This window comes from Wolbachia endosymbiont (group A) of Portevinia maculata (assembly GCF_964028525.1).
In the GTDB taxonomy this organism is placed as follows: domain Bacteria; phylum Pseudomonadota; class Alphaproteobacteria; order Rickettsiales; family Anaplasmataceae; genus Wolbachia.
Map to the genome: position 1 here is coordinate 1,273,602 of NZ_OZ034786.1, position 24,827 is coordinate 1,298,428.

At 36.0% G+C, this 24,827-nt stretch carries 16 protein-coding genes and 2 pseudogenes; 9 read left to right on the forward strand and 9 right to left on the reverse strand.

Annotated elements, in window-relative coordinates; genetic code table 11:
- Positions 1–206 precede the first annotated feature (206 nt).
- Positions 207–2,246, forward strand: coding sequence for an ATP-dependent DNA helicase RecG (recG, locus tag ABWU36_RS06285; RefSeq protein ID WP_353273179.1), 2,040 nt, complete (start codon positions 207–209; stop codon positions 2,244–2,246).
- Positions 2,247–2,863: 617 nt separating this feature from the next.
- Here recG and cgtA read toward each other — a convergent pair.
- From cgtA to murC, 3 genes are read right to left on the reverse strand one after another with little or no spacing between them, the layout of a single operon-like run.
- Positions 2,864–3,886 carry an Obg family GTPase CgtA gene (gene cgtA, locus ABWU36_RS06290; RefSeq protein WP_264688220.1) on the reverse strand — a complete coding sequence of 341 codons (1,023 nt, stop codon included), beginning with the start codon at positions 3,884–3,886 and terminating at the stop codon, positions 2,864–2,866.
- On the reverse strand, positions 3,874–5,139 hold the full coding sequence (gene eno / locus ABWU36_RS06295; RefSeq protein ID WP_253309496.1) for a phosphopyruvate hydratase: 1,266 nt from the start codon (positions 5,137–5,139) through the stop codon (positions 3,874–3,876). The genes cgtA and eno overlap by 13 nt, the downstream gene beginning before the upstream one ends.
- 4 nt (positions 5,140–5,143) lie before the next feature.
- Entirely contained in the window at positions 5,144–6,667 is a 1,524-nt protein-coding gene (gene murC / locus ABWU36_RS06300) for a UDP-N-acetylmuramate--L-alanine ligase (RefSeq protein WP_265016471.1), read from the reverse strand.
- A 26-nt stretch (positions 6,668–6,693) separates the two neighbouring features.
- Between murC and ABWU36_RS06305 the strand changes: the two genes are divergently transcribed.
- Both ABWU36_RS06305 and ABWU36_RS06310 read left to right on the forward strand, forming a co-directional pair.
- The gene (locus tag ABWU36_RS06305; protein WP_253309498.1) at positions 6,694–7,368 is read left to right on the forward strand and encodes a septal ring lytic transglycosylase RlpA family protein; all 675 of its coding nucleotides are present in this window, start codon (positions 6,694–6,696) and stop codon (positions 7,366–7,368) included.
- 363 nt (positions 7,369–7,731) lie between these two features.
- Positions 7,732–9,153 carry an AAA family ATPase gene (locus tag ABWU36_RS06310; RefSeq protein WP_253309500.1) on the forward strand — a complete coding sequence of 474 codons (1,422 nt, stop codon included), beginning with the start codon at positions 7,732–7,734 and terminating at the stop codon, positions 9,151–9,153.
- Between the two features lie 598 nt (positions 9,154–9,751).
- Here the strand turns inward: ABWU36_RS06310 and glyA are convergent.
- Together glyA and ABWU36_RS06320 are read right to left on the reverse strand one after the other, a co-directional pair.
- Positions 9,752–11,029 (reverse strand): serine hydroxymethyltransferase, encoded by a 1,278-nt coding sequence (gene glyA / locus ABWU36_RS06315; protein ID WP_264688225.1) that lies wholly within the window; start codon positions 11,027–11,029, stop codon positions 9,752–9,754.
- A gap of 46 nt (positions 11,030–11,075) precedes the next feature.
- A complete protein-coding gene (locus ABWU36_RS06320) occupies positions 11,076–12,281 on the reverse strand; it encodes an MFS transporter (RefSeq protein ID WP_353273224.1) in 1,206 nt (401 codons plus the stop codon).
- Positions 12,282–12,769: 488 nt separating this feature from the next.
- Between ABWU36_RS06320 and ABWU36_RS06325 the strand changes: the two genes are divergently transcribed.
- Together ABWU36_RS06325 and ABWU36_RS06330 are read left to right on the forward strand one after the other, a co-directional pair.
- Complete coding sequence (locus ABWU36_RS06325; RefSeq protein WP_253309502.1) at positions 12,770–13,258, forward strand: hypothetical protein; 489 nt, start codon at positions 12,770–12,772, stop codon at positions 13,256–13,258.
- An 82-nt stretch (positions 13,259–13,340) separates the two neighbouring features.
- Positions 13,341–14,043, forward strand: a pseudogene (locus tag ABWU36_RS06330) (transposase); the annotation flags it as partial.
- Between the two features lie 228 nt (positions 14,044–14,271).
- On the opposite strand, the pseudogene ABWU36_RS06335 reads toward ABWU36_RS06330, so the two are convergent.
- The 4 genes and pseudogenes from ABWU36_RS06335 to secB all read right to left on the reverse strand — a co-directional run bounded on the left by ABWU36_RS06335 (position 14,272) and on the right by secB (position 22,253).
- Positions 14,272–15,287 (reverse strand): annotated as a pseudogene (locus ABWU36_RS06335) (IS110 family transposase).
- 603 nt (positions 15,288–15,890) lie between these two features.
- Positions 15,891–19,031, reverse strand: coding sequence for a bifunctional proline dehydrogenase/L-glutamate gamma-semialdehyde dehydrogenase PutA (gene putA / locus ABWU36_RS06340; RefSeq protein ID WP_353273180.1), 3,141 nt, complete (start codon positions 19,029–19,031; stop codon positions 15,891–15,893).
- 118 nt (positions 19,032–19,149) lie between these two features.
- Positions 19,150–21,735 carry an aconitate hydratase AcnA gene (gene acnA, locus ABWU36_RS06345; RefSeq protein WP_353273181.1) on the reverse strand — a complete coding sequence of 862 codons (2,586 nt, stop codon included), beginning with the start codon at positions 21,733–21,735 and terminating at the stop codon, positions 19,150–19,152.
- Positions 21,736–21,749: 14 nt separating this feature from the next.
- Entirely contained in the window at positions 21,750–22,253 is a 504-nt protein-coding gene (gene secB / locus ABWU36_RS06350; RefSeq protein WP_253309505.1) for a protein-export chaperone SecB, read from the reverse strand.
- A 164-nt stretch (positions 22,254–22,417) separates the two neighbouring features.
- Here secB and ABWU36_RS06355 point away from each other — a divergent pair, with 164 nt between their 5' ends.
- The 4 genes from ABWU36_RS06355 to ABWU36_RS06370 all read left to right on the forward strand — a co-directional run bounded on the left by ABWU36_RS06355 (position 22,418) and on the right by ABWU36_RS06370 (position 24,741).
- Positions 22,418–23,068, forward strand: a complete 651-nt coding sequence (locus ABWU36_RS06355; RefSeq protein WP_264688327.1) for a Tim44/TimA family putative adaptor protein — start codon at positions 22,418–22,420, stop codon at positions 23,066–23,068.
- Positions 23,069–23,092: 24 nt separating this feature from the next.
- Complete coding sequence (gene dnaQ / locus ABWU36_RS06360) at positions 23,093–23,788, forward strand: DNA polymerase III subunit epsilon (RefSeq protein WP_253309507.1); 696 nt, start codon at positions 23,093–23,095, stop codon at positions 23,786–23,788.
- A 44-nt stretch (positions 23,789–23,832) separates the two neighbouring features.
- Complete coding sequence (locus ABWU36_RS06365) at positions 23,833–24,441, forward strand: SCO family protein (RefSeq protein WP_253309508.1); 609 nt, start codon at positions 23,833–23,835, stop codon at positions 24,439–24,441.
- Positions 24,442–24,510: 69 nt separating this feature from the next.
- On the forward strand, positions 24,511–24,741 hold the full coding sequence (locus tag ABWU36_RS06370) for a hypothetical protein (protein ID WP_264688326.1): 231 nt from the start codon (positions 24,511–24,513) through the stop codon (positions 24,739–24,741).
- Positions 24,742–24,827 lie beyond the last annotated feature (86 nt).

The window sequence follows — 24,827 nt, forward strand, 5'->3', positions numbered from 1 at the left end:
TAATTCAATAAAATACCTGCTATAAGCCCTATGATAGCAAATATAGTTAGGGGTAACTTAGGCTTACCGACAAACGTCATCCCGCTGCTTGTTAGCACCGCGGTGGTATGATGTTAGAGAGCTGTGCTAGCTATAGTGCATACCTGACCATAAGGTGACAAGATTTTAAAAAGGCTCTATTATTGATAAACAGTTTTTACACATGTATGAATCTCAATGAGCAATTAGATGTGCTGGCTTTTCTAAATGGCAAGCTGGAAAATATGCTTAAGTTCCATTCCGCAATATTACCTAAACTCTGTGGTGGGAACAAAGTGGTGGACCTGCTGTTTTATAGGCCGCTTGGTTATATAGATAGAAGTAAGTCACTACTTGATACTCAAGTTGGAGAATTTACAACTTTCATGGCAAAAGTTTATGAGCATCAGTCGCCCACTTTTAGAGGTAGACCATATAAAATAGTTGTTGAAAGTGAGAGTCAGTATATATTCATAGTCTTTTTTAATCACTCAGTTAAGTATTTATATAAACTATTTCCAGTTGGAGCCTATGTAATCATCAGTGGCAAACTCGAAAAATTTGCTGAGCATTGGCAGATTACTCATCCAGATTACGTGTCGCTTGACATCAACCAATTTAAAGAAATAGCTCGCATAGAGCCAGTCTACCAATTATGCTGTGGCATTACCAATAAGAGCATAGGGAACATAATAAGCTCTAACCTGAAAGAATTGCCTGATTTGCCAGAGTGGATAGATGATACATTAATCAAGCAAAAAAAATGGCTAAGTTGGAGGGAAAGCATCATAAAGTTGCACAGACCAAGCTCATTGGCGGAAGCCGAGGTTTGTAGAAAAAGGCTTGCTTATGATGAATTGTTTGCGTATCAGCTAGCACTGAAACTTGCAAGAGAAAATCATGTAAAAAAAAGGGGAAGAGAATTTATAGTATTGAATAAATATAAAGAGCAAGTTTTAAATGAATTATCGTTTCAATTAACAAACGATCAAATTCGTGCAATAGATGAAATTTCAGAGAGGCAAAAATCCAAGTATCGCATGATGAGCTTGCTGCAAGGTGATGTTGGTAGTGGCAAAACCGTAGTTGCACTTTTTGCGATGCTAAATGTGGTAGAAAACAACATGCAGGTAGCTCTAATGGCACCGACTACTATCTTGGCGGAGCAACATTATAATTGGATTGAGGAAGTTTTATCCTGTACCGATATAAAAGTTGCGCTGCTTACTGGTAAAACTTCGCGCAAGGAAAGAAAGATTATCATGAACGAACTTGCAAGTGGTGTTTTAAATATAGTGATTGGCACCCACGCGTTATTTCAAGCTAACGTTACATTTAAAAATTTAGGGCTTGCAGTCATAGACGAGCAACAGCGATTTGGAGTGATGCAGAGAAATCGCTTGGTAGGAAAAGGAGAAAATGCCGATATACTTTTCGTTACTGCAACTCCCATTCCAAGAACCTTGCAGCAAGCTATGTATGGTGACGTTGAATGTTCAATTTTGAGAGAAAAACCAAAATCCAGATTGCCAATAAAAACTGTAACTATGAACATTAGTAGGGTGCCAGATGTTATTGAAAAGCTAAAAGGTGCTATAAACAGGGGCGAAAAAGCATATTGGATTTGTCCATATATAGAAGAAAACGAAGAGACCAATATTGCTGCAGCAGAGATGCGTTTTCAGGAATTACAAAAAACATTTTTTGATAGAGTCGGGATAATACACGGAAAATTGACTCAGGAGCAGAAAGATCAAGTTATGTTTTCCTTCAAAAGAAATGAATTTTCTTTGCTTGTTGCAACCACTGTGATAGAAGTTGGTATAGATGTGCCAGATGCAACCATTATGATTATAGAAAATGCAGAGCAATTTGGGTTATCGCAATTACATCAGTTAAGAGGCAGAGTAGGGCGAGGAAACAAGCCATCTTTTTGTGTATTATTATACGATAATTTAAGTAAAAGCTCATCTTCAAAGTTAAAGATCATGTGTGAGTCACAGGACGGATTTTACATTGCTGAAAGGGATATGATGCTAAGAGGCAGTGGAGATATTTTAGGCACAAAACAATCAGGATGTATGGAATTTAAATTTGCTGATTTATATCAGGACAAAGAGCTGCTCAATCTCGCGTATAATAACGCAAAAGGCGCAATGGCTAATTTTGAATTACTGCTTGATATATTTGAATATAGAAGTAGATTACATTTTTCAAAATTTCAGTAGGAAAACCAGGTAGCTCGCAGAAACGAATTAAATGCAAAAATTCCTTGACAAACTCCGCCAGCCCCCTTATCATGATAGTGAAGGTATTCAGTTATCTTCATCTGTGCAGATTAAACAGCAAGAAAACAACGTAGTTGGCGTCTTATTTTTAATTTTTTGCACTATGTGCACCTTATGTCTTCACAACATTTCTGGGTTTTTACCTATATAAGCTGAAACGCGCTTATAAGTCGTTTAAGACAGTATAGTACGCCAATTTGCAGGATTAGAGAGTGACAACTAGCTAACACGGGATTTCTTTTGCCTTTTTTTCTGCTTAGTAAATTTCTTAAACATTTAAACTAAGGTTAGTTGCATTAAAAAGCAGCTGAGTCGCGGTTATTAGACATTTAAAACATAAAAAAACGCCAATACTGAAAATAGACAATGACTAGGGCTTCTTTTGCCTTTTTTTTCGTTTGGTAAATTTCTTAAATATTTATAGCTAACATGAACTGGGCAGTGCGTCACGCGCTGACCATTTACTGTGCAAATCACCTTCAAAAACAAACGTTCGTACACATATATTCTAGTTATATGATAAAATAAATGAAAAACATCAATTATCTAAATGAAATTCACATCTTAAAAGGATCATATACATCGATTTCCTTAGAATTACTCTTTTTCAATTTTTCACTTAATAATCTTAAAATAGGCTGTAAATCACCATTAATTGATAAGCACAGCACTTCTTTATTGAGATAATTAGCTAGGTGATTCTTCTTTTCCAGAATTTCTGCTTCCCTCAATAAGTCGCATTTGTTTAATACTACAATCTCTTCTTTTTCAACAAGATCACTATTGTAAAGTTCCAATTCATTATGGATACAACTATAAGCCGAAACAACGTCATCGTGAGTTACATCGATTAAATGAAGTAAAATTTGACACCTTTCTATGTGCTTTAAAAATTTATGCCCGAGCCCAACTCCAAGGTGAGCATCAGTAATTATTCCAGGAATATCTGCTATTACAACTTCGCTATCATCCACTTTTGTCACACCTAAGTGGGGTCTTACGGTGGTAAATGGATAATCGCCTACTTTTGTATCGGAATTTGAGCAGCGAGTCAAAAATTTTGATTTACCTGCGTTTGGCATGCCAATAATTCCAACATCTGATAAAACTTTTAGTTTTAATAATACATGTTTTTCTTCGCCAGGCTGACCGTAAGTAAAATGTCTTGGTGCCTTATTAGTAGAAGATTTAAAATTAGTATTTCCAAGTCCACCTTTTCCACCCTGTGCTACTTGAAATTCCATACCAGGCTTGTCAAGATCTACTATTATCTCTTCACTTTCTTCATCAATTATTTGTGCACCGACTGGAACTCGAAGTATAACGTCTTTCCCTGCTGTGCCAGATCTATCCCTGCCTGCACCATTTTTCCCATTATCTGCTTTAATGTGTCTTCTATAACGAAAATGAAGCAAAGTGTTGAGATTAGCGTCGCTGATGAAAACTATGTTTCCACCCTTTCCTCCATTACCACCATTTGGACCACCAAATTCAACGAACTTTTCTCGACGAAAACTTGCACAACCGTCACCACCATCACCGGCTTTTAAGTACAATTTTACTTCGTCTATAAAACCCATGCTAACCCATGATAATATTTAGCATCTTTTCCTAATGTGCCTTCTATTCTCATTAGCTCGTTATACTTCGCGAGCCTATCAGAACGCGACAGCGACCCGGTTTTTATTTGCCCGCAATTTGATGCAACTGCTATATGAGATATTGTTGTGTCTTCTGTTTCACCTGAGCGGTGAGAAATAACAGCTTTGTAGTTGTTTGATTTTGCCATTTCAATAGCAGCAAAAGTTTCTGTTAACGTCCCTATTTGATTTGGCTTGATCAGTACAGCATTTGCCATTTTTTCTTCTATTCCTTTGCCTATTAGTTCACAATTTGTAACAAATAAATCATCCCCAACCAATTGAATTTTACTCCCCAATTTTGCAGTAAGTAATTTCCAACCTTCGTAATCGTCTTCACTCATTGCATCTTCTATAGAAATTATTGGATATCTTTCCACAAGACTACAATAATATTCGGTCAATTCTTTTGAAGTAAGCTCTTTATTTTCAAATTTGTAAATTCCATCTTCATAAAAAGTAGATGAAGCAACATCAAGGCCTAGTGCAAAATCACTTTGCGCTGAATAACCTGCTGATTCTATAGCGTATATGATCAAGTCAAGTGCTTCTTCAGTACTTTCAATATTTGGTGCAAAACCGCCTTCATCTCCTACGTTTGTGCTATAACCCTTTTTCTTAAGAATGCTACGTAAGTTGTGGAACACCTCCGCAGATATTCTGATTGCTTCACTGAAAGTCTCAGCACCGACCGGAAGAATCATGAATTCTTGGAAATCGAGCTTATTGTCTGCATGTACTCCACCATTAATTATGTTAATGAGTGGAACCGGCATCTGCTCTCCTCCCAAATATCTATACAACGGTATTTTGAAACTGTTTGCTGCTGCTTTTGCAACCGCAAGAGACACACCCAAAGTTGCATTTGCTCCAAGTTTAGATTTATTTTTTGTTCCATCTAGTTCAATTAATGCTTTATCAATTGCACTTTGGTTTGTTGCATCCATGCCAATGATTTCATTTGCTATCACTCCATTTACAGCTTGAACAGCTTTCAGCACTCCTTTACCACAATACCTTTTCTCATCTTGGTCTCTGAGTTCCAAGGCTTCTAATTTACCAGTTGAAGCTCCAGAAGGTACAGAGGCCCTACCTATTGCTCCATCACAGAGTTCAATTTCCACCTCAACAGTGGGGTAACCCCTGCTATCTAAAATTTCTCTTGCAAATACGTTGTTGATTATCTTATTCATCGCATTAAACCTTAACTTCCGCAATAAGTGCTGCAGTTTCCTTTGCCAATTTAGCTATATTACTACCAGCACCAATAAATAATACTATATCACCTGGACTTGTCGAATCACTAATAAAATGTGAAATGAGTAGAGCATCATTCATAATCTTTACATCATTAAACCCATTACTGATTAAAGCTTTTTGTATATCATCAATCCCACAACCAGGAATAGGCTTGTCTTCTGGGGGATGAATAGGAGTAAGGATTACATAGTCAAACATCATAAAGATCCTTATGAATTCACCAAAAAAATTACGAACGCGAGCAAAACGAAGTGGTTCGATAATTCCTATTACTTTTCCTTTAGTAATCGAACGTGCAGCCGTTAAAGTTGCATATATTTCATTTGGATGATGGGCATAATCCTCAATTAACTTAACACCTTTAATATTGGCAATCAAAGAGAATCTTCTTGCTACTCCTTGAAATTCCAAAAGGCCTTTTTTAATCTCTGCATTGCTAATCCCGAGCTTTATCGCAACTGATATTGCAGCCAAGGCGTTACTCATTTTGTGAATACCTATTGCGTTTGATAGTACTATGTTTTTTAAAGGGCTGGATCCCAGTGTCACGCACTGGGATGACAGAGGGTGATGGGATGACAGAAGGTGATGGGATGACACCTGCTTTTTTGTCATGCAAGTAGCTGATGCTGGAATCCAGTTGTTCAACACGTCAAATTCTATGCTGTTAGCATGCTGTTTAATGTTGCTGGCTCTTATGCTACCATTCTCAAACCCAAACGTTATAGAATTACTCGCATCATAATTAATGCCTACAGAATCAGGCAAAACTGCAAAACCTGCTTTGCTTATAAACTGAGAAAACGCATTTTTAATATCGTCGAATGTACCATAATGATCCATATGATCGTCGTTAATACTCGTTATGACAGCAATATTTGCAGGAATTTTTAGCATGGTTCCATCAGACTCATCAGCTTCGATTAAAAAAATGTCACTCTTTCCAAGTCTTGAATTACTCTGATACGAATTTAGTATTCCTCCTACAATTACAGTCGCATCAATGCCAGAATGATCAAAAATAGAAGCAATCATAGCCGTTGTTGTCGTCTTTCCACTTGAACCTGAAACTGCTATCACATATTTATCTTTCATAATTTCAGCAAGTATGTCTGATCTATGCAAAATGGTTTTATTGTTATTTCTCGCTGTTACTAACTCCACATTATCAGATTCTATCGCAGAAGAATGTACAACTATTTGAGCTTGGCTTATATTATTAGCATTGTGACCAATAAAAACCTCTATGCCCAGCCTTTGTAATCTATCTACATTGTTGTTTGATTGTGCATCACTGCCTTGAACTTTGTAATTGGAATTATGAAGAATTTCAGCAATGGCACTCATTCCGATTCCACCTATACCAATTATATGTATTATTCTTTTTTGAGTTTTGTTAATATTTAGCAGTAGATGTTTACTCATTACTAAATTTATTATAGTATAATTTAAAATCCTCATAGTATCGAACCCTCTTACCGAATACAATGATAAAAAACCTAGCCTTCCTATGTCTAATATTTGTTTTGATAAGTAGTTGCAGTTTTAGCAACAGGTTTAATTGCACTGCAGGTCATTATAAAATTGGCTGCAGCTACACAATAAATGGTATAACTTATTATCCAAAAAACTGTAAACACTATGAAGAGATAGGGATAGCGTCGTGGTATGGAATAGAAGATCATGGCACGCTTACAGCAAATGGTGAAGTGTTTAACCGTCACTTGATCTCTGCAGCGCATAAGACTTTGCCCCTACCCTGCTTTGCTCTTGTCACTAATTTAGAAAATGGAAGAAAGCTTGTTGTAAGGATTAACGATAGAGGGCCTTTTATTGAAGGCAGAATAATAGACTTATCAGAAAAAGCAGCTCAAGTCTTAGGATTTCATAAAGTAGGGCTTGCAAAGGTAAAAGTCCAATACCTAAGAAAGATGTCAGAACAATTGATACAAAATACTCCGCATTACAGAAAGCAATATGAAAAAGAAATGCAGAAACGTCACCCGAAACAAGACAGTGCAGAAAGTAAGGGATATGTTGCATTTTTTAAAAGTGCTCAGGCTGCTAAATCAGCTGCATCAAAGCTTCGCAATCAAGGAATAAAAAATGTTAGATTGCTTTTTAAGAACGATCAATATTGCGTGAAAGTGAGTTATAGGTAGTGGTGAGTGCAGAATTCGAAAGATTTGGTTAATGTAAGAAACGCTGGCTAACTATTGTAAGTTAAAAATGTGATATAAAAAAGATATCAACAATTTATAGCTATACCGCCGCGGCGCTAACACGTAGCGGAATGACGAGTTACTATACCACCGCGAACCGTCATACCGCCACGAACCGTCATACCGCGATTCATTCGCGGTATCCCAGCATAGATTCCGCTAACACGTAGCGGAATGACGGTTTTTCAAATTGTCGTAAGTCAGTTTAGCTATAGCACTATAGAGACAAAGATCGAAATTTACTTATTTACGTCTCCAATTTCATTGTGTATAATGGAGACAAAGATTTATATTTTGTATTTTATGTCTCCATCATTTATTGGTAGGCAAACCGAGTTGAAGCAACTGCTGGAGCTTACGGAAAAAAACACTGCATCTTTTGTAGTAGTCAAAGGAAGGCGTCGTATAGGAAAAAGTCGTTTAATTCAAGAGTTTGGTAAACATTTCGAACAACATTACTCATTTGCAGGTTTGCCACCAGAAAAGCATACTACAACATCCCACCAACTTAATGAATTTTCTAGACAAGTTGCTAGACAATTTAATACATCTTTTGCTAGATATGACGACTGGAGTGACTTACTATGGGCAGTTGGTGAACGTTTACTATCTGGCAAAATATTATTGCTCCTTGATGAAATTTCTTGGATGGGCTCAAAAGATCCAACTTTTTTAGGCAAAATAAAGAATTTTTGGGATACACAGCTAAAAAATAATAACAAGCTAATTTTTGTTGTCTGTGGATCAGCTTCATCCTGGATTGAAAAAAATATACTTAGTAGTACTGGTTTTGTAGGAAGAATATCGTTGACTTTAACACTCGGGGAGTTATCACTTTCTGATTGCAATGAATTTTGGCCAAAAAATATTTCAGCATACGAAAAGTTTAAGGTGCTTGCAGTAACCGGTGGAATTCCAAAATATTTAGAAGAGGTAAATTTTAAACATGGTACTGAAGAAAATATTAAAAAGCTTTGTTTTACAAAAGGTGGGTTTTTAGTTGAGGAGTTTGACCAAATATTTTCAGATCTATTCATGCGAAAAACAGCTTTTTATAAGCAAGTAGTGAGAGCTCTTTCTACTGGAGCTAAAGAACAGGAAGAAATTTGTACTGCTTTAAACATTGCAAGACACGGACGCATTTCTGAGTATCTATATGAGCTCGAGCTTGCCGGTTTTATTGCAAAGGATCACACTTGGGATATAAAAACGGGTACTGATTCACGACTCAGGAAGTACAGACTTCAAGATAATTATTTAAGGTTTTATCTAAAATATATTGAAAAAAATCTAGGAAAAATTAATCGCGACACCTACTCTATAGGGTTACTTACATCTCTACCAGAGTGGCATACAATTATTGGACTTCAGTTTGAAAATTTGGTGCTTAACAATAGAAAGAGCATACATAATATCTTGAGAATTGATGGAATAGTAAGCGAAAATCCATTTTTTCAGAGGAAGACAGGTGCTGGTTGTCAAATTGATTACATGATTCAAACAAGGTTTAACACTCTCTACATTTGCGAAATCAAATTTTCAAAAAATAAAATCGGTCATTCAATAATACAAGAAGTACAAAAGAAAATAGATACACTAAAGCGTCCAAAAGGCTTTTCATGTCGTCCAGTCCTTATTCACGTTAACGGTGTGAGTGATGACGTTATAGATAGTGATTACTTTTCAAACATAATTGATTTTGGAGAATTATTGAATTGTAAGTAATTCTTGCTCTACTTTTTCAACTTTGTGTTGTTTAACATTGGAACAAGATTCCAGATGACATCTTTCATGAACTCTTATTATAACAATGTTCGTACAGATGTGTGCCACGCGCTGGAATGACATGGTGAGGTGTCATCCTGCTGCTCCTTTCTTGTCATCCCGCGCGGAATAATTAACCGTCATACCGCCGCGGTATCTCACATAGATCCCGCTAACAAGCAGCGGGATGACACCTCTCTTGGGCTCTTTTAGCTATAAACATTAAGAAATTTACCAAATGAAAAAAAAGGCAAAGAACTCCCGTGGTGCGAGTTTTGACTCTATATTACTGTAAGTGGCGCTGTAATAATGTGCTAACGCTTAAAATAAGCGCGGTTTGGCTGAATGTAGAAAAAATTTAAAAGACATGCAGCCGCTATAATTTTATGTAATCCGCCAAAAAATACCCTGAGTTTTTTACTGAATTTTGTCATTGAGCCTGCAGGTCAAAAACAAGTTTTGAGTCATAAATACCCTTATCGTCATAATAAGGGGGCTGGCGGAGTTTGTCAAGTAAGTTTTTTCGTTTCTACCAGCTACTTGGATGACACCACATAAATTAATAAATAGGAAAATTACTACAAATCTTTTCAACTTTAGTTTTTACTGCTTTTTCGACACTTGAGCTATTTCCGCTGATTAATCCCTGAACCACTTCATTTACTAGGCTGGCTATCTCTTTAAAATTTTCTGCCTCAAGTCCGCGTGTTGTCTCAGCAGCGGTGCCAAAACGGAGCCCTGAAGTGATGGTTGGCTTTTCTGTATCAAATGGTACAGAGTTTTTATTGCAGGTAATGCCAGCCCTCTCAAGGCTATCTACAACGTCTTTTCCAGTTAATTTCTGCGATCTTAAGTCAACTAGCACTATATGAGAGTCAGTGCCACCGGTTATAATGTCGAGTCCATGCTTTTGCAATTCTTGAGCTAGTACTTTCGCATTTTCCACGATTTTCTTGCTATAAGTCTTAAACTCTGGCGCTAATGCTTCTTTAAATGCAACAGCTTTTGCAGCTATTACATGCATAAGTGGCCCGCCCTGCAATCCTGGAAAAACTGCAGATTGAATTTTTTTGTGTAATATTTCATCATTGGTCATCACTATTCCACCACGAGGACCACGCAAAGTTTTGTGAGTCGTGGAAGTCATAACATGTGCATATTCAGCAGGAGATGGATATTCGCCCGCTGCAATAAGCCCTGCATAGTGAGCAATGTCTGCAAGCAAATAAGCACCAACTTTATCTGCAATTTCGCGAAAGCGTTTGAAGTCCATTTTTCTCGGATAAGCAGAAGCACCAGCTATGATCAATTTTGGTTTATGCTCCAGCGCCAGCTTTTCTATCTCATCCATATTGAGCAGATAAGTGTCTTTGTTAACTGTATACTGAATTGACTTAAACCATTTACCAGAAAAGCTTGGTGCCGCACCATGAGTTAGATGTCCACCGCAACTCAGTGATAATCCAAGTATTGTATCGCCTGGAGTAAGCAGTGAAGCAAATACCGCCTGATTTGCCTGAGAACCAGAGTGAGGTTGAACGTTTGCAAATTTAACACCGAACAGCTTACAAAGTCTTTCTATAGCTAGACTTTCAACTTTGTCCACATGCTCACAACCACAGTAATACCTTTTGCCTGGATAGCCTTCTGCATATTTATTAGTCAGAAAAGAGCCTTGTGCTTCCATTACTGCTTTACTTGCAAAATTCTCTGATGCAATTAATTGCAATTGTGACTTTTGACGTTGTAACTCTTTTTCTATAAACTGATAAACCTCGTTATCAAAAGACTTTAAACTATTTTTAGAGCCACAGATTTTTTTTAAAACACTCATCATAGATCAAACCTCGCTTTAATTTTAAGATGCACAAGCAATTTTAAGACTACTTATCCTGCTTTTTTAACCATAAGAGCCCAAAAACAGCTATTAGCAAACATACAGGAATAATAGATGTTGCTTTTATCAGCAATTCAGCACTATACACAGGATTTCCTTGTATTACTGTTCTATCCCAACACAAATTTATTATTTTTGCGATTCCAGTGTGAAAAAAATAGCCAAAACCCATGACTATCATGTTTGACACAGCTGTAGCTAAGCCTACTAAGTTATTATTTACATAACTTAGTGCTTTATAAATTGTAACTACTTGATATCCAGATGCAAAGCCGATAATAAAAAGCGTAGGTAATACAACATACAAGCCACCAATCTGAGTAAAAAGTAATAGAAAACCGGCGATCATTGCAAATGAGCATGAAATTATTACTTCATAATGCTTATTTTTATACTTTTCCAATAAATAAGCCAAAGAGAATGATCCTGTTAACATTCCTATCAATATTACGGAAGAGAGAGAAGATGCCAAGCCTTCATTCATTTCATATACTTCAAAAAAGAATGCTTTCGCCCAACCATCAGCAAAACCTTGCATTGGACCGACCATGAGTCCACCAAAAAAGCTAATTAGAATAATATGCTTGTTGAAAAGTATGTTTTTCAAGTCTCTAATGCTAACTTTTTCCTGTTGAGCATTGCTTTCAGGCGTTACTAAGAACAGTAACAGAGCAAGTAAACACCCGAATGCTGAGAAGGTATAGATAACATAATTCCAGCCAAATTTATTGAGTAAGAAGTCTAACGGTAATCCGCCACATATCCCCCCCAAAGTTCCTATAATTATGGATAAACTAGCCATTCTTGCTGATTTTTCTTGCGCAAAATACATGCTTGCAACTTTAAAAAGCCCAATTGCTGAAGCGGACGACCCAATTCCAACGACTATTCTGCCAAGTATTGAATAATACCACTCATCAAAACATATAAGCGGTAATGTTCCGGTAAATGTTAAAACAATACAAGCAGGCAAAACAAATTTTGGCCCAAATCTATCAAGGAAAAGACCAACAGGTATATGAGCTAGCGTATAGCCTACATAGTATAACCCACCAAACTGGCCAACATCTGTAATACTTATGTTAAATTTTATTATCAATCCAGGCGCAATTATGTTTGGAATTACGCGTAATATATATTGGTACGCATAAAACAGTGACGCCAACAACCAGATTAAAAAATTCCTCTGCAGTACTTTACCCCAAAGCTAGTATTATAGATACTCTGTTTATAGAAAACAATATTTTTATGAATACTTATTTTAATTTACCGGAATTTTATACAGTTGAACTCATAGCCAACATAAGTAGTTTATGCATTAACTAAATTTTCCAGGTTCAAGTTTGGATGATGGAAAAAGTTCACTTTTTCTATTTTTAAAAGAGACCTTTTATTTTACTTATAATTTTTTCTACCATATCTACAACTGGCTCATGAATAAGGTATATGAAAAAAATTACACCACAAATGACAAGTATATTTATGATTTTGCCCTTATTCATCTTTATCTTGAGCTTCACTTTTGTTACAAGATCCATTTTATTTATGTTTTTATTTCATGCTAACAATTATATATTAAATACTATAATTTTCAGTAAAATTTGACTTCAGAAGTACCCTATTAACTCAATATTAACCTTTCTACATGTAAAATAGTTAATATAACATTGAGGTAGGTTGATGAACATAAGCACAATAGACAACACACTGCAAAATTACATAACAAAATACATTGAACAAACATTCGCTACACATGTGTCAGGCAATAGATATGACAAATTGTATAGGGAACTTCTAAGTGGTATAGAAGAGATAATAAAACTCACTATAAACGAAGCAAAACATTATGACAAAAGTTTGGAAAATCTATATAACGATTCAAGATTTAATAAGAAATTTATTCAAGCTGTTGCTAAACATCAGGTGTCGGAATTTTTAAATACTCACCCGAAAAGAAAAGAAATTGTTGCAGAATTTTACAATGAACATCACATTAACGAAAGTGATTTAAAGACTCTGGAGAAAGGGAAAGATTTAGTAAATAAAATAAATAACATTAACTTACTGCAACGAAATGAAAAAAATGAGGAATTCAATATTAGAAAGACACTTGCTCACTCAATAAAAATGCCTTCCATAGAAAAATACAAGTTAGAACATTCAAGATAACCTTAGTGAAGGGAGTGTTAAATAAACTGTGTCAAACCGAAAAAAAAGTAATAAATTGATATAAAAAAATGGAGATTTGACAATGAGTCAGAAAGTAGTAAACAGAACTACCGGTTTGGTAGATTATAAAGAATTAGAAACAAATATCCTGTCGTCTATACGAGAAGGAAGACCGTTGACAGGAAGAGATGGAGCATTAACACCGTTTATAAAAAAGTTGCTGGAGGTAAGCCTGGAAGGTGAAATAGAAAACCACTTGTCGGCTGAAAGCGAAGAGAATAATCGAAGAAATGGGAGGAATGCAAAGACTTTACGTACAAGCGCAGGGTCATTTGAGCTTTTGACGCCAAGAGATAGGGAAGGAAGTTTCGAACCACAAATAGTCAAAAAAAGGCAAACAAACTTACATCCAGAGCTTGAAACGAAGATTTTGAGCACATTTGCCAGTGGTATGGGCTATAGAGATATAGTGTCACATGTTGAGGAAATTTATGATCACAAAATATCGGTGGCAGAGATATCAAGTATTACTGACAAATTGCTACCAGTAATCAACGAATGGCGTAGTCGCCCGCTGCAGTCTGTATATCCGATAGTTTTCATGGTTTTTTAAAGTCAAAGAGGACGGGCATTGCGTAAGTAAATGCATGTATAACATATTAGGCATAGATCAAAATGGCAAAAAAGAAGTATTAGGTTTTTATTTGGCTGAAAGTGAAGGAGCTAACTTCTGGTTGGGAGTGCTAAATGACCTCAAAGAAAGAGGAGATACCGTCTTGTTAGTCAACAAAAAAATTATAAAAATTTCCCAAGTTGCATCATAAAATCAAAAAATACTTCCAATTGTGTAACAGTACACAGATTATAGTTAGTGGATATGTTGATAAGTAAATTAGTTTTATACGCACAAAACAGATGAAGTTTACTTATCAACATATCCACTAACCAACAACATTCAATAAATTTGTGTAAGATACCACTTTACATAAGATAGATAGGAAGCATTTTTGATTTTAAAGTACTAAACCTTCAGTCAACCTCCTAGCCCTGTAGTTTTTGATATGGTTAGGATCAAAAGCACTTTTGGATGTCAGAATACCGAAAATGATATGGAGTAGCTTACGCATTGCAGCACCAACGATGGCCATATTATGCTTACCCTTTTCCTTTAATCTTTGGCAAAAGCTCATAATGATAGGATTGTGATTCTTAGCTACTATGGCAGGAAAGAAAAGTGCCTTACGTAATGTTTGTGAACCGGATTTACTTAATCTGGGTTTGGCATATACAGAGGAACCTGACGTCATATTTCGTGGTATAACTCCTGTATATGCTGCCAATTGCCTGGCATCTCTAAAAACCTCTATATCAGAAACTTCAGCTAAAATAGCTATTGCTGATTCTTCTCCTATGCCTGGAATAGTCAATAGAAGTTGAAAATTTTCCAACAATTCTTTGTGTTGATTTAATAGTTCACGTACGGAGTTTTTTATTGTTTCTATTTTTTGAGCTATATTCATTGCAAGGTCTTCCCAAGCATTTGCAACTTCTTTAGGCAGTCTCTCTTTTTTTTCTAAGTGGTTATTTACTAATGTTAACTCATCTTTTAACGCAACTGAGCAACGATAAAGATGTTTTAATTTTTTCATTTCAGGAGAAGGTGGTGTCCAACTAGAAGGTTCCTGTCTTTGGCAATAATCAGCAATAACTTCTGCATCGGTCTGATCATTCTTTTGTCGTATCAGCTTACTCCTTGCATAAGATTTTATGCAATAAGGATTTACAACACTTACAAAATGTCCAGCATTGTGTAGAAATTCAGCCAGTGCTTCGCTATAACAACCAGTAGATTCCATGCAGGTTTTTACTTTTTCTACATTATGTTTGTGTAGAAAATTCAGTAGACTTTGAAACCATCGTTCTTAAAGCTTCTTTTTCTAGTTTCACGCTTTCCTTTTTTGCTTATAAATGAGAGAAAAACATCAAAGCGATCTTTTGATATATCTATGCCCAAAAAGTTGTTGATCATATATAACCCCATACGTTACCATTAAAAATGAAAAGTAAGGCTAGTCTTGTGAATACAGAATTAGAACCATTCAGGTCTTTCTACGATACCGTCCAGCCTATACTTTTGAGAAGGGAATTCTTATCTCCTCTACAGATTTTATATCTAAGAAGAAGCACAGAGTTCCTCCCTTCTCCACCTAATGCTTAAGCTTAAAACATTAGATGCTTTTGACAAGATACAAGAAGGAGGCTACTTTCATGACATTATCATAAAGTAAAATGAGATCCCAGTGTCTGGGCACTGGGATGACAAGAGGGGGGTATTGGGATGACAAAAAAAGGAGGCTACTGGGATGACGAGAAAGGAGCACTGGAATGACATCATAGGGGCTACTTTCATGACATCATTCTTTTTCCTGGATCCAAGTAGTCAGGGCACTGGGATGACATCATAGAGGCACTGAGATGAAACCGAAGGGGCTACTCGGATGACACCTTTTTTCTGCTTAGTTTAGGTTATGCAAGAAGTCTAGTGCATGAACTGGTCCTTTTCTGATTTTAGCGCTGTCTGCACGAACGTCTAGTTTAGGGGTAAGATAGGAGAAAAATTAGGGCCCGCAAATTAATCCAAACACATAAGTGTAGTGTTACCACCGAATGCTGTAGTGTTAACACTTACAACTTTTTCTGTAGAAAAACGCTGTAAATAATGAGGACCACCAGCTTTTGGCCCAGTGCCAGATAGTCCTCTACCACCAAATGGTTGTATCCCAGCTGCTGCACCTATCTGGTTACGGTTGATGTAGACATTTCCAACTGATATTTTTTTGCTTATTAAATCGATCTGATTTTGTATACGGCTCTGCAAAGAAAATGTAAGCCCATATCCTGTATTGTTTATATCACTTATAACTTCATTTAATTGTGACTTGTTAAAACGTATGATATGCAAAATAGGACCAAATACTTCTTGCTTTAATTGCGAAATTTTTTGTATCTCATAAATATATGGAGGAAAGAAATAACCATTATGAGAATTTGTATCCATGGGTACTTTAAATAACAGATTTGAATCTTCGTCCTCTGACATTTTTTGTGTATGTTGAGTTAGCATATCGATAGATGCTTTGTCAATTATTGGACCAATATCAGTACTAAGTTGTATTGGGTCACCAATCTTGAGTTCTTGCGCTGCACCACATATCATTTTTATCTGCTTCTCTGCTATGTCCTCTTGAATAAACAGCACTCTAAGTGCAGAACAGCGTTGGCCGGCACTGCGAAACGCAGAAAGTACAACATCTGTAGTCACTTGCTCTAAGAGAGCGGAGCTATCAACAATCATAGCATTGAGCCCTCCTGTTTCAGCAATAAGCGGTACAATAGGACCATCCCTATCCGCAAGCATTTTATTAATTATTTGAGCAGTTTGTGTTGAGCCAGTAAAAGCTACTCCAGCAATTCTATTGTCTGGAACTAATATTTTGCCTAAATATCCACCATCCCCAGGAATGAGGTGTAACACATTTTTTGGTATCCCAGCTTCATGTAGTATCTTAACAGCTTCGTAGGCAATAATCGGCGTTTGCTCTGCCGGTTTTGCCAGCACCGCATTACCTGCTGCAAGTGCAGCTGAAACCTGCCCAATGAAGATAGCAAGTGGAAAATTCCATGGTGATATACACAGGAAAACTCCTCTGCCTTCAAAAAAGATGAAGTTATCTTCACCCGTTGGACCTGGCAATTTTTTCCAGTCGCTCAGTTCATTTTTTGCTATCGTTGCGTAGTAACGTAAGAAATCCACTGCCTCTCTTACTTCCGCTATTGCATCAGATAAAATTTTTCCTGCTTCTACGATCAGAATGTAAATCAACTCTTTCATCCTTTCTTCAAGCAAATCTGCAGCTTTTTCAAGGCATTTAGCGCGCTTTTCTGCTGAAACATTCTGCCATTCAGTAAAAGCATTATGTGCTATTTCAAGAGCGTTTAAAACTTGAGCACTTGTTGTATTTGACACTTCTCCAATTACATTTTCTAAATGTGCAGGATTCACCACTTCAGTAAATTTGGCATCATCAAAAAGTGACTGTCCGTCAATTATCGGCCCAACTTGCCATTTTTTTTCACTAAAGCTCTTTATATCATCTGCAAATTGTGAGACTATCACCGAGTCACTAATATCCATTCCCAAAGAATTTTTTCTTTCTGGTCCCAAAATATCTTGTGGTAACGGAATGCCTGGATGAGGTTCATAATTAAAATTTATAGCTTTTTCCAGTGGATCTGAAATTAACTCATCAATTTTAACGTTAGAATCATTTATTTGATTAACAAATGAACTATTAGCTCCATTTTCAAGAAGGCATCTTATAAGATAAGGCAACAAGTCACTATGTTCCCCAACGGGTGCGTAGACACGACAGCTAACATTTGTTGCAAGCTCTGACATTGCATAATCATATAAGTCTTTTGCCATTCCATGTAAGCGTTGAAATTCAAATCCAGGGTGGTTTTTATCAGCAAGTTCCATGATAGAAGCAAAAGTATAGGCGTTATGAGTTCCAAAGCATGGGTAAAAGCTGTTTGGTTTACTCAAAAGTTTCTGTGCGCACGCGAGGTAAGATACGTCAGTATAGCTTTTTCTTGTAAATACTGAGTAATCATTTAATCCCAATTCTTGCGTACGCTTGATTTCTGAATCCCAATATGCACCTTTTACAAGTCTGACCATAATTTTATGATTTGATCGAATAGCAACATCCTCTACAAAGTCAAGAACAGATAAAGCACGTTTTTGATATGCTTGTACAGCCAAGCCAAGCCCTTCCCACTCAGAAAGTGATTCATCAAGCCGTAATTGTTCAAACAAGATTAAGGACATTTCAAGCCTTTCTGTTTCTTCTGCATCTATGCATAATGAAATGTTGTATTTTTTTGCTTCATGACAAAGCTCTAGCAGTTTAGCTCTCAACTCTTCAGCTATATTATCGAATTGACCAAATTCATAACGTGGATGTAACGCAGACAATTTGATTGAAATTCCATGCGATTTAAAACAATCATTTATTTCAGTGGATTCACCTATAGCTTTTATTGAGTGCATGTATGAATTAAAATACTCTTCTGCATCTTCAGCTGTGTGAGCAGCTTCGCCAAGCATATCAAAAGAGTATAAAAACTTACTATTGTCATCTAGTTTTGCATACCTTAAAGCTTCTTCTGTGGTTTCTCCAACAACAAAATGATTACCAAGCATAGACATTGCTTGTTTTACTGCTTTGCGAATGATCGGTTCTCCTAAATTCTTAAGTAACTTAGAAATTGCGTAATAGAACTTCGAATCGCCTTCATTATCTCTCAATATACTGCTACCTATCATCAAGCTCCATGTGGAAGCATTGACAAACAACGAAGAAGAGTGCCCTAAATATTTATTCCATTCCTGATTGGCAATTTTATCTTTGATTATTTCGTCTATTGTATAATCATCTGGTATTCTAAGTAGCGATTCAGCAAGGCACATCAATGCTATTCCTTCATCATTGGAAAGCGAGTATTGCTGCATAAAGGAATCTACAATACTTAATTTATTGTGTTTGATTTTTTCAATAACTTGTTTTGCAATATTATAAATTCTACTTTTTGAATCAGCTGAAAGCTCTGTTTTTTCTATAAGGCGGCGTACATAACTTTTCTCATCAGCACGATAAAATCCTTGTAAACGTTTTCTCAATTCGTTAGGTTCTTGTATAGAGGTAATCATAATTATTTATAAAACACCTTTACTATATGTAAGGTAAAATTATATCATAACTTTGCACAGAGCAAATTGTTATTTATAAAGGGATCAGGGCTGGCTAAAAGAAGTCCATGCAATAACTTTAAAAGGATTGTGCAAGTATGTAGCTTAACACTCCGCCATGCATTAAGTATTTAATCTCAGTTGCGGTTTGTACACAGCATTTGAGTTGAATTGATTGCTTTGAATTATCCTTTCTTTTGATGATACATTCTAGATTTCCACCTGGCACTATTTCACCTTTTATGCTTATTACCTCACTACCATCAAATATCTTTCTGGTTATTCCATTTTGGAATATAAGTGGAAGAACACCCATGCCGACCAAGTTGGACCTATGTATACGCTCAAAGCTTTCTGCAATTACAACTTTAATCCCCAACAATAAAGTACCTTTTGCTGCCCAATCCCTACTTGAACCTGTGCCATACTCCTTTCCTGCCACAATGATGAGAGTTTCCTTGTAGCGCATTGCTGCATCAAAAATCGACATAGTTTCTTGAGAAGGAATATATTTTGTATAGCCGCCTTCGATGCTTACCATTTCATTTTTTATTCTAATGTTAGCAAAAGTCCCACGCATCATTACATTGTGGTTACCACGACGAGACCCATACGAATTAAAGTCCTGTGGCTCAATTCCAAGATTTTTTAAATATATACCTGCAGGACTACTTGAGGCAATATTTCCAGCAGGGGAAATGTGATCAGTGGTTACGCTATCGCCAAACATTGCCAATATTTGTGCACCTTTTATATCGATTGTTTTATCTTTATTATTTTTAGGTGATAAATTATCAAAATAGGGCGGATCTTGTATGTAAGTGCTGTTTGCATCCCAATTATAGATTTCACTTTTTTCACACTTTATCTTTCGCCAATGTTCATCACCAGAAAAAACATCCTTATACTTTTGTATAAACATCTCACGTGTTACCACATTTTTAACACAATCTTCGATTTCATTGTTTGTTGGCCATATATCTTTGAGATAGACATCATTTCCATTCTTATCTTTGCATATTGAATCTTTTGTCAAATCAGTTTGCACAGTACCAGCAAGTGCATATGCAACAACAAGTGGAGGAGATGCCAAGTAATTAGCTTTGACTAACGGATGAATTCTTCCTTCAAAGTTACGATTACCGGATAAAACTGCAGCAACAGTTAAATTTTTGTTTTTAATGCCATCTTCTATATCTTTATTAAGTGGACCAGAATTCCCAATGCAAGTTGTGCAACCATATCCAACTAGATTAAAACCCAAAGCATTTAGATCTACCTGCAATCCAGACTTTTCTAAATATTCTGTTACAACTTGTGACCCTGGAGCAAGAGAAGTTTTAACCCAAGGCTTTGATTTTAATCCAAGTTTAATTGCATTACGAGCTACAAGACCTGCAGCAATCATTACACTTGGATTTGAGGTGTTAGTGCAGCTTGTTATTGCTGCAATAACTACACATCCATCTTGAAGCTTATCACTTTCCTTTAATTCGTTAACTGAAAATGATTTAGAAAAAGACTCTGCCACTTGTGAAAGAAAAACCTTATCTTGTGGTCTTTTGGGACCAGCCATTACTGGCTTCACGCTTGATAAATCAAGCTCTAGTATGTCAAAAAATGCTAACTCATTATTGCCACGCCACAATCCTTGCTCTTTCGCATAAGCCTCAACTAGCTTTTCTGGCCTTCCGGTTAAGCTTAAATAATCTAGCGTTTTCTGATCAATTGGAAAAAATCCACAAGTTGCGCCATACTCTGGGGCCATGTTTGCTATAGTTGCCCTATCTGCCAAAGATAAATAATCTAAACCATCACCATAAAATTCTACAAACGTACCAACAACACCCTTTGTTCTTAGGATATTGGTAACCGTCAGCACTAAATCAGTCGCAGTTACTCCTTCCGGCAGTCTGCCAATTAATTTAAATCCAACTACTTCTGGAATCACCATACTAATTGGTTGACCAAGCATCACAGACTCAGCTTCTATGCCTCCAACACCCCAACCAAGGACTGATAACCCGTTAACCATCGTAGTATGGCTATCCGTACCAACCAAAGTATCAGGATACAAAACCCCATCCTTATTACATACAACTTGCGCTAAATACTCAAGATTCACTTGGTGGCAAATTCCAGTACCTGGCGGTACTACTCTAAAATTTGTGAAGGATGATTCTCCCCACTTTAAGAATTGATATCTCTCCAAATTTCTTTTTACTTCTAGCTCAACATTCTTACTGAATGCGGAAACACTTCCATAACTATCTACTTGAACAGAATGGTCGATCACAAGATCAACGGGCACAGACGGATTTATGCTGCTTGGATCGCCTCCATTTTTCTTGACATAACTCCGCATAGAAGCTAAATCGACGACAGCAGGAACCCCTGTAAAATCTTGCATCAACACCCTTGCTGGCTTGTAGCTAATTTCATGATTAGCGTGTTTATTAACGCAACTTGCTAGTATTTTTATATCATCCAGCTTTACGTTTACTCCATCTTCATTGCGCAATAAATTTTCAAGCAGAACCTTAAGTGAGCAGGGCAATTTAGTTACATCTATTCCTAAAAATTCACTAGCACTATTTAGGCTAAAATAGTTGTATGACTTCCCGTCAATGTTTAAAGTCGTTTTTGCGTTTAAAGAATTATTCATCAGGTTACATCATATTAGTTAAAATTGGAATTACTACCGTTACTTCTTTGTTGTTGACTTTGCTGCTCGTACATAGTTTCAAAATCTATGGGATCTAGCATTAGTGGGGGAAATCCACCACTACTTGTAACTCTTGCAATTATTTCTCTTGCAAAAGGGAAAAGAAAAGTAGGTCCGCCAATAAACAAAGCTTGTCTTACCTCTTCCTCACTCAACTCTTTAAAATTTTCTATTGAAAAAATGCCACAATATTTTGTCTCACAAATGAAAGCTACGCCATCTTTTATACCTTCATCTTTTATCGTTGCTCTGACTTCTATATGTAAAGTAATTTCATGGAAAGATTTTTCTTCATTTACTCCTTCTTTGTTTTCCATTCCTTCTAATTTCGCTGAATTGATATTAACCATTACATTAATATCGGGAGCTTTATTTGAAGAAAGGAATGGCGAATTCGGATTCTCAAACGATAGATCTTTAACATATTGACCGTGAATTCTCATTTTTTGTTGTGGCATTTCTTACGTCTCCTTTAATTAAGTTGAGATATTTAATACTTTCTTATATAATATATTCATTTACAAACGAATAGCAAACCTGATTATAAGTTGATATGAAAAACATATTTTCATTAATAATTAATAATGTTCGGATACTTTATATGCCAAGGAGTTGAGTTACTATGATAGAGCTTGTAATATATACTTTATTAGCGGCGTTCATTTTTTCACGTTTGTATAATTCTTTAGGAAGGTCAGCCAATCTCAATCTAAAAAAGCTAACTAGTGTGTTGGATGTAAGCCGAAGTAAAGAAGATGTAGTAGAAAACATTGAGGGTTACATTGATAGCAACGATGAAAATTCAATAAAAGTTACTTATGAACAAATATTAAAAAAAAACAAAGATTTTTCTATTTCCCACTTTATAGAAGGTTCAAGCATAGCTTTTGAATTAATAATAAAGTATTTCAATCAAGGAAATTTGTCTCAGTTAAAACCACTTCTCGATAAAGACTTATATGATAATTTTGCAGAGAAGATTAAACATCGTAAAGAGGTGCACGAGTCTATAATTGTTTCTATCGTTTCACAAAAGATTTTAGAAATAAAGCTAGTAAAAAACACAGTGTTTATTGCAGTATATTTCCTTTCAGAGCAAATTAACTTTATTAAAGATAGCTCAGAAAATATAATATCAGGTAGCACATCCACCATTAATAAAGTTGAGGATGTATGGCAATTCAAAAAAAATGTTAATTCATCAGACCCAAGCTGGTTGCTTGTTTCTATTAACTATAAAAAGACAAATAACGATAAGACAAATGACAAGTAAGATTAGTTTTATTTAGAGTTAACCATGGAAAGCAAGCTGCGCGAAATAGTACTTGACACTGAAACGACAGGTCTTGACACTGGATCTGGTCATCGAATTATTGAAATAGGGTGTGTGGAATTAATTAATCGTATTCCAACAGGTAAAGTACTCCATCGGTACCTTAACCCAGAAAGAGATATACCTTATCACTCGTTTAAGATTCACGGTATTAGTGAAGAATTTTTAGAAGATAAACCATTATTCTCAGATGTTGCACTTGAATTTCTTGACTTTATATCTAATGATATTTTGGTAATTCACAACGCTGAATTCGATGTTAAGTTCCTTAACATGGAGTTGAGCAAGCTGAATGCTGGGTTAATTTCCTCAGATAGAGTGCTAGATACATTACCTCTTGCGAGGAAAAAATTCGTAGGATCACCTGCTTCTTTGAATGCATTATGTAAGCGTTTTGATATATCGCTAGAGAATAGAGAATTGCACGGAGCACTAGTTGATGCTCAATTGCTTGCAAAGGTATATGTTGAACTTACAGGAGGGTTACAAACCTTTCTGTTTGATAATGAATGCAATCAGGACAGTAACTCTACATTCGTTCAGCATAAAGTGCGTAATCTAACTCCCAGAGAACATTCACCAAATAGTGAAGAAATTGATGAACATAAGAAACTGTTAGACAAAATTAACAATACACTTTGGGATAAATATATTGAATAGGTTAACCAATAAAGATACAATTTGATTTTACTGAGAGCATTCTAATGGTAAGGTTTATAAGATTGTTATCTAATGTGCTAGCAGCATTAGCAGTTGTTTTTTTAGGTTATTGTTATTTCACTAAAAAAGGCATATTTGCCCCGGCAGCGATTCACAACGCGGAAGTTAAGATAGGCGGAGATTTTTCTTTAATTAATCAGGACGGACAGATTCTGCGCAGTAGTGATTTTAAAGATAAATACATGATGATTTTCTTTGGATTTTCCTCATGTAAAAGAATTTGTCCTATGAACCTTGGGATAATTTCAGAAACACTTGCAAAGTTAGATGAGAAAACTAACAACAAGCTACAAACATTCTTCATCACAGTTGATCCTGAGCGCGATAGCACGGAAAGACTTAAAGAATTTCAGCAGCAATTTGACCATAGAATACAAATGTTAACTGGTGAAAGAGAAAAAATAGACGAAGTAGTTGCGAAATATAAAGTATATGCAAGCAAAGTAGACGGAGAAGAAGAAATCAACCATTCTTCGATAATATATCTTATTGGCCCTGGAGGAAAATATGTTACACACTTTGCAGCTGATTTAAATTCAGACGAAAGTCAATCTGATAAGATTTTGGCTGAGATAAGAAAATACGTAAACTGAATTATAGATTTTTCTGTTAATTAGTCGAGCACGCAACTGCATGAGCATTATGATTTGAGAGCAATCTCCATGGGAAGACATACACAACTGTACGAACGTTGTAGTTTGGGAGCAATTCCCACCAGTGAGGTGTCATCTCAGTGCCCAGACACTGGGATCCAGCTTCTATGCAACTTAATTAAAAACGTTTGTTTTAGCGTAAGACAACTACCTTTAGCTCATCAGCTCAGTTATAAGCAAAATTTCTGGATTCCAGACAGGAATGACATCATCTGTTGTGCAATTTACCTTCAAAAATGAATGTTCGTACAGTTATGGAAGACGCATTGGAATGACACTATTTGCTGTCTTCAAAAATAAGCATTCGTAAAGTTGTGCTTTTAACA

What these genes read in the sequence shown, in the direction of transcription:
- recG (WP_353273179.1), top strand. Translation starts at nt 207, where the DNA reads ATGAATCTCAATGAGCAATTAGATGTGCTGGCTTTTCTAAATGGCAAG.
- cgtA (WP_264688220.1), bottom strand. Translation starts at nt 3,886, where the DNA reads ATGGGTTTTATAGACGAAGTAAAATTGTACTTAAAAGCCGGTGATGGT.
- eno (WP_253309496.1), bottom strand. Translation starts at nt 5,139, where the DNA reads ATGAATAAGATAATCAACAACGTATTTGCAAGAGAAATTTTAGATAGC.
- murC (WP_265016471.1), bottom strand. Translation starts at nt 6,667, where the DNA reads ATGAGGATTTTAAATTATACTATAATAAATTTAGTAATGAGTAAACAT.
- ABWU36_RS06305 (WP_253309498.1), top strand. Translation starts at nt 6,694, where the DNA reads ATGATAAAAAACCTAGCCTTCCTATGTCTAATATTTGTTTTGATAAGT.
- ABWU36_RS06310 (WP_253309500.1), top strand. Translation starts at nt 7,732, where the DNA reads ATGTCTCCATCATTTATTGGTAGGCAAACCGAGTTGAAGCAACTGCTG.
- glyA (WP_264688225.1), bottom strand. Translation starts at nt 11,029, where the DNA reads ATGATGAGTGTTTTAAAAAAAATCTGTGGCTCTAAAAATAGTTTAAAG.
- ABWU36_RS06325 (WP_253309502.1), top strand. Translation starts at nt 12,770, where the DNA reads ATGAACATAAGCACAATAGACAACACACTGCAAAATTACATAACAAAA.
- putA (WP_353273180.1), bottom strand. Translation starts at nt 19,031, where the DNA reads ATGATTACCTCTATACAAGAACCTAACGAATTGAGAAAACGTTTACAA.
- acnA (WP_353273181.1), bottom strand. Translation starts at nt 21,735, where the DNA reads ATGAATAATTCTTTAAACGCAAAAACGACTTTAAACATTGACGGGAAG.
- secB (WP_253309505.1), bottom strand. Translation starts at nt 22,253, where the DNA reads ATGCCACAACAAAAAATGAGAATTCACGGTCAATATGTTAAAGATCTA.
- ABWU36_RS06355 (WP_264688327.1), top strand. Translation starts at nt 22,418, where the DNA reads ATGATAGAGCTTGTAATATATACTTTATTAGCGGCGTTCATTTTTTCA.
- dnaQ (WP_253309507.1), top strand. Translation starts at nt 23,093, where the DNA reads ATGGAAAGCAAGCTGCGCGAAATAGTACTTGACACTGAAACGACAGGT.
- ABWU36_RS06365 (WP_253309508.1), top strand. Translation starts at nt 23,833, where the DNA reads ATGGTAAGGTTTATAAGATTGTTATCTAATGTGCTAGCAGCATTAGCA.
- ABWU36_RS06370 (WP_264688326.1), top strand. Translation starts at nt 24,511, where the DNA reads ATGGGAAGACATACACAACTGTACGAACGTTGTAGTTTGGGAGCAATT.